Genomic DNA, 6232 nt, shown 5'->3' on the forward strand with positions numbered 1-6232 from the left:
GGTTGATGAAGTACTGCCTGAACAACCCATGCGTCAGTGGGTGTTGAGCTTCCCGTTTCAGCTGCGTTTCCTGTTTGCCAGCCGGCCCGAGATCATGGGGTGGGTGCTGGGCATCGTTTACCGCGTCATTGCCACGCACCTGGTCAAGAAAGCGGGCCATACCCACCAAGTGGCCAAGACGGGCGCGGTCACCCTGATCCAGCGTTTTGGATCGGCGCTCAATCTGAATGTTCACTTCCACATGCTGTTTCTCGACGGTGTGTATGTCGAGCAATCCCACGGCTCAGCGCGTTTCCGCTGGGTCAAGGCGCCGACCAGCCCAGAGCTCACCCAGCTGACGCACACCATCGCCCACCGGGTGGGTCGCTATCTGGAACGGCAAGGCCTGCTGGAACGGGATGTCGAAAACAGCTATCTGGCCTCGGATGCGGTGGATGACGACCCGATGACACCCCTGCTGGGGCACTCGATCACTTACCGTATCGCTGTCGGTTCACAGGCGGGGCGAAAGGTGTTCACTTTGCAAACTCTGCCGACCAGTGGTGATCCGTTCGGTGACGGGATTGGCAAGGTAGCCGGGTCCAGCCTGCACGCCGGCGTGGCGGCCAGGGCCGATGAACGCAAGAAGCTCGAACGGCTGTGCCGGTACATCAGCCGCCCGGCGGTATCCGAGAAGCGGCTGTCGTTAACACGAGGCGGCAACGTGCGCTACCAGCTCAAGACGCCGTACCGGGACGGCACCACGCACGTCATTTTCGAACCATTGGATTTCATTGCAAGGCTGGCCGCCCTGGTACCGAAGCCCAGAGTCAACCTAACCCGCTTCCACGGGGTGTTCGCACCCAACAGTCGGCACCGGGCGTTGGTCACGCCGGCAAAACGGGGCAGGGGCAACAAGGTCAGGGTGGCTGATGAACCGGCAACACCAGCACAACGGCGAGCGTCGATGACATGGGCGCAACGGCTCAAGCGTGTTTTCAATATCGACATCGAGACCTGCAGCGGCTGCGGCGGCGCCATGAAAGTCATCGCCTGCATTGAAGACCCTATAGTGATCAAGCAGATCCTTGATCACCTGAAGCACAAAGCCGAAACCAGCGGGACCAGGGCGTTACCCGAAAGCCGGGCGCCACCGGCTGAGCTGCTCCTGGGTCTGTTTGACTGACGAGCCTGAAGGCCAACGATACCAATCAAAATGCTGCGTTCACAGCGCCGCGGCAGGGATCCGCCGTGCTGGTTGTCGGAAAAGGAGCCGCTAGTGGGAAAGAGGAGGGTAAATTTTCAGCGTTGCTGGCTCCCCGTCAGCCGGATTGGGTTGCATCGCAGGGGTGTCGAAAGAGTCAACTGCGGTCCAAAGCTGTTGGACTTGGGTGAAAAGGGCGTTTATTCTTCCTATACGTATGATTCAAACTGCAGATGAGTTACATTTGAAAGAAAAGGTGAAAAAACCAATTGAGAAATTATTGCATGTGCTTAATGCCTCAAATAAAAAATTAATTATTCAATACCGATCATTATGAAACTATCATTAATTGTTGCCATGGATAAAAATTTTGGCATTGGTAAAGACAACGATTTGTTATGGAAATTGCCGGCTGATATGAAATTCTTTAAAGAAACTTCAACAGGTCATGTAGTAATAACCGGACGTAAAAATTATGAATCTATTCCTGAGAAATTTAGACCCTTGCCAAATCGTGAAAATGCCGTTTTAACTCACCAAATCGGCTATCAAGCACCAGGAGCTCATGTCTTTTTTTCACTTACTGAATGTTTAGAGTTCTATAAAAATGAAACCGAAAGAACTGTTTTCATCATTGGTGGGGGACAAATTTATGCAGAAGTTATGCAGCGAAACATCCTTCAAGAAATGTATATCACACAAGTAGATGGAGTGTTTGACGCAGATACTTTTTTTCCTAAATTTTCTGAATCTGAGTGGAATAGTGAAACTGTACTGAAACAGGGTATTGATGAAAAACACGCTTTTGCTTTTGAAATAAAAAAATATACACGTAAATAACTCTAAAACTTACTGTTTTTGTTGAAATGTTTTGTATGTAACGGTTTCAAAACTTCAACGACCTTACTAACTTTGCCTCCTTATGATTTTATGTATAGCTGAAAAACCTTCTGTGGCAAAAGATATTGCCGAAGTAATTGGTGCAAAACAACGCAACAACGGCTTTTATGAAGGAAATGGCTATTGGGTAACCTGGACTTTTGGCCATCTGTGTACATTGAATGAACCCCATGATTACAAAGAAAATTGGAAATACTGGAAATTGGAAGATCTGCCAATTGTACCTAAAAAATTTGGCATTAAACTAATTGATAACGATGGAGTAAAAAGGCAATTTGCTGTTATTGAAAAATTGGTAGCATCTTGTTCTGAAGTCATCAATTGCGGGGATGCCGGGCAGGAAGGGGAGTTGATACAAAGATGGGTATTGGCACCTGGTCAAGAAAGCGGGCCATACCCACCAAGTGGCCAAGACGGGCGCGGTCACCCTGATCCAGCGTTTTGGATCGGCGCTCAATCTGAATGTTCACTTCCACATGCTGTTTCTCGACGGTGTGTATGTCGAGCAATCCCACGGCTCAGCGCGTTTCCGCTGGGTCAAGGCGCCGACCAGCCCAGAGCTCACCCAGCTGACGCACACCATCGCCCACCGGGTGGGTCGCTATCTGGAACGGCAAGGCCTGCTGGAACGGGATGTCGAAAACAGCTATCTGGCCTCGGATGCGGTGGATGACGACCCGATGACACCCCTGCTGGGGCACTCGATCACTTACCGTATCGCTGTCGGTTCACAGGCGGGGCGAAAGGTGTTCACTTTGCAAACTCTGCCGACCAGTGGTGATCCGTTCGGTGACGGGATTGGCAAGGTAGCCGGGTCCAGCCTGCACGCCGGCGTGGCGGCCAGGGCCGATGAACGCAAGAAGCTCGAACGGCTGTGCCGGTACATCAGCCGCCCGGCGGTATCCGAGAAGCGGCTGTCGTTAACACGAGGCGGCAACGTGCGCTACCAGCTCAAGACGCCGTACCGGGACGGCACCACGCACGTCATTTTCGAACCATTGGATTTCATTGCAAGGCTGGCCGCCCTGGTACCGAAGCCCAGAGTCAACCTAACCCGCTTCCACGGGGTGTTCGCACCCAACAGTCGGCACCGGGCGTTGGTCACGCCGGCAAAACGGGGCAGGGGCAACAAGGTCAGGGTGGCTGATGAACCGGCAACACCAGCACAACGGCGAGCGTCGATGACATGGGCGCAACGGCTCAAGCGTGTTTTCAATATCGACATCGAGACCTGCAGCGGCTGCGGCGGCGCCATGAAAGTCATCGCCTGCATTGAAGACCCTATAGTGATCAAGCAGATCCTTGATCACCTGAAGCACAAAGCCGAAACCAGCGGGACCAGGGCGTTACCCGAAAGCCGGGCGCCACCGGCTGAGCTGCTCCTGGGTCTGTTTGACTGACGAGCCTGAAGGCCAACGATACCAATCAAAATGCTGCGTTCACAGCGCCGCGGCAGGGATCCGCCGTGCTGGTTGTCGGAAAAGGAGCCGCTAGTGGGAAAGAGGAGGGTAAATTTTCAGCGTTGCTGGCTCCCCGTCAGCCGGATTGGGTTGCATCGCAGGGGTGTCGAAAGAGTCAACTGCGGTCCAAAGCTGTTGGACTTGGGTGAAAAGGGCGTTTATTCTTCCTATACGTGCCGCGTTCCAGGCGGCGACTATGAGGGCTATGTCGATGCCCATGTGCGCCGGCTGGAGGCGCTACGCCGGGCCGGTATCGTCGAGCGGATCGACGCCGACCAATGGCGCATCCCCGATGATCTGGTCAGCCGTGCCGCCGCCCATGACGCCGGCCGAGACAGTCAGGCCAGCGTTCGCGTCCTTTCCCCGGTCGATCTGAACAAACAGATCGGATCGGACGGCGCGACCTGGCTGGACCGGCGGCTGATCCACGGCGAGACGGCCGACCTTGCGCCAACCGGCTTCGGGCAACAAGTCCGCGAAGCCATGGACCAGCGCCGCGAGCACCATATCGAACAGGGCGACGCCACCCGCAGCCGGGACAGCCGCGTCTTCTACCGGCGCAACCTTCTCGCCATCCTGCGGGAGCGCGAGGTAGCCGGCGTCGGATCGGATATGGCTTTGAGTAAGGGCCTGCCGTTCCGCGCCGCCACGGACGGCGAGAGCGTCAGCGGCAAGTTTACCGGAACCGTGCATCTATCGAGCGGCAAGTTCGCCGTGGTCGAGAAATCCCATGAGTTCACCCTTGTCCCGTGGCGGCCGATCATCGACCGCCAACTCGGCCGCGAGGTTATGGGCATCGTGCAGGGCGGGTCGGTGTCGTGGCAGTTAGGGCGGCAGAGGGGGCTGGAACGCTGAGTGCGCCCATGCCGCATTGCGAAGCAAAAGATAATCGGATAAAATGTAGCAATTCATATTCGTAAGCGTGGAGTAATCAGATGGGAAATTCCAAGTCAGCAGACAAGTAAGCCGCAACAACCAGTATTGTTGTTGCGGCGCTCTGTAAGGCTAGTCTCATCTGATTGCTGACGAGCAGACGTCGCCCGGTATTCCTTAATCGAGGGTTGATTCGTCATGACCACCACACGCCCCGCGTGGGCCTATACGCTGCCGGCAGCACTGCTGCTGATGGCTCCTTTCGACATCCTCGCTTCACTGGCGATGGATATTTATCTCCCTGTCGTTCCAGCGATGCCCGGCATCCTGAACACGACGCCCGCTATGATCCAACTCACGTTGAGCCTCTATATGGTGATGCTCGGCGTGGGCCAGGTGATTTTTGGTCCGCTCTCAGACAGAATCGGGCGACGGCCAATTCTACTTGCGGGCGCAACGGCTTTCGTCATTGCGTCTCTGGGAGCAGCTTGGTCTTCAACTGCACCGGCCTTTGTCGCTTTCCGTCTACTTCAAGCAGTGGGCGCGTCGGCCATGCTGGTGGCGACGTTCGCGACGGTTCGCGACGTTTATGCCAACCGTCCTGAGGGTGTCGTCATCTACGGCCTTTTCAGTTCGATGCTGGCGTTCGTGCCTGCGCTCGGCCCTATCGCCGGAGTATTGATCGGCGAGTTCTTGGGATGGCAGGCGATATTCATTACTTTGGCTATACTGGCGATGCTCGCACTCCTAAATGCGGGTTTCAGGTGGCACGAAACCCGCCCTCTGGATCAAGTCAAGACGCGCCGATCTGTCTTGCCGATCTTCGCGAGTCCGGCTTTTTGGGTTTACACTGTCGGCTTTAGCGCCGGTATGGGCACCTACTTCGTCTTCTTCTCGACGGCTCCCCGTGTGCTCATAGGCCAAGCGGAATATTCCGAGATCGGATTCAGCTTTGCCTTCGCCACTGTCGCGCTTGTAATGATCGTGACAACCCGTTTCGCGAAGTCCTTTGTCGCCAGATGGGGCATCGCAGGATGCGTGGCGCGTGGGATGGCGTTGCTTGTTTGCGGAGCGGTCCTGTTGGGGATCGGCGAACTTTACGGCTCGCCGTCATTCCTCACCTTCATCCTACCGATGTGGGTTGTCGCGGTCGGTATTGTCTTCACGGTGTCCGTTACCGCGAACGGCGCTTTGGCAGAGTTCGACGACATCGCGGGATCAGCGGTCGCGTTCTACTTCTGCGTTCAAAGCCTGATAGTCAGCATTGTCGGGACATTGGCGGTGGCACTTTTAAACGGTGACACAGCGTGGCCCGTGATCTGTTACGCCACGGCGATGGCGGTACTGGTTTCGTTGGGGCTGGTGCTCCTTCGGCTCCGTGGGGCTGCCACCGAGAAGTCGCCAGTCGTCTAACCGACGACTGGTAGCAGGCCCGCTCCGATGCGGCGCACTAACCATCGAAACCTCGTGAATGTCGGTATCCTGTCTGGCAGGATACCGCTCATTTCCCTTGTTCAGTTCATCGCCGTCGCCGAGCATCTGAATTTTCGGCATGCGGCCAAGGCACTTGGTATCAGCCAGTCGAGCGTCAGCGCGCGTGTGAAAGCGCTGGAGGATAACCTTGGTGTCCTGCTATTTGAGCGCCATGCGCGGGGCGTTCGGCTAACAGACGCAGGCAGGCACTTCATGGAGCGTGTCACGGCGGGTGTCGATCAACTCGATCACGCAGTGAAGACCGCGGAGTGACGGGCACTGGCTGGCAATGTCTAGCAACGGCAGGCATTTCGGCTGAGGGTAAAAGAACTTTCCGCTAAGC

Annotated in this window: 5 protein-coding genes and 2 pseudogenes; all 7 read left to right on the forward strand. The window is 55.7% G+C overall.

The genetic code is table 11. From position 1 onward, the window contains the following. The coding region (locus R7F07_RS24260; RefSeq protein WP_000320694.1) for an IS91-like element ISVsa3 family transposase at nt 1-1165 on the forward strand (1165 nt) is incomplete at its 5' end. Nucleotides 1166-1510: 345 nt separating this feature from the next. Next, nucleotides 1511-2023, forward strand: a complete 513-nt coding sequence (locus tag R7F07_RS24265) for a dihydrofolate reductase (protein WP_086371372.1) — start codon at nt 1511-1513, stop codon at nt 2021-2023. An 82-nt stretch (nt 2024-2105) separates the two neighbouring features. Then, nucleotides 2106-2441 (forward strand): annotated as a pseudogene (locus R7F07_RS25655) (toprim domain-containing protein); the annotation flags it as partial. A 13-nt stretch (nt 2442-2454) separates the two neighbouring features. Continuing rightward, nucleotides 2455-3483, forward strand: a pseudogene (locus tag R7F07_RS24270) (IS91-like element ISVsa3 family transposase); the annotation flags it as partial. A gap of 30 nt (nt 3484-3513) precedes the next feature. After that, nucleotides 3514-4398, forward strand: a complete 885-nt coding sequence (locus R7F07_RS24275; RefSeq protein WP_001447541.1) for a DUF3363 domain-containing protein — start codon at nt 3514-3516, stop codon at nt 4396-4398. 216 nt (nt 4399-4614) lie between these two features. Continuing rightward, on the forward strand, nt 4615-5829 hold the full coding sequence (gene floR, locus R7F07_RS24280; RefSeq protein WP_000214122.1) for a chloramphenicol/florfenicol efflux MFS transporter FloR: 1215 nt from the start codon (nt 4615-4617) through the stop codon (nt 5827-5829). Between the two features lie 27 nt (nt 5830-5856). Continuing rightward, a complete protein-coding gene (locus R7F07_RS24285) occupies nt 5857-6162 on the forward strand; it encodes a LysR family transcriptional regulator (protein ID WP_001255015.1) in 306 nt (101 codons plus the stop codon). The last annotated feature ends 70 nt before the right edge of the window (nt 6163-6232 follow it).

Source organism: Vibrio sp. YT-16, from assembly GCF_033337405.1.
Lineage (GTDB): Bacteria > Pseudomonadota > Gammaproteobacteria > Enterobacterales > Vibrionaceae > Vibrio > Vibrio alginolyticus.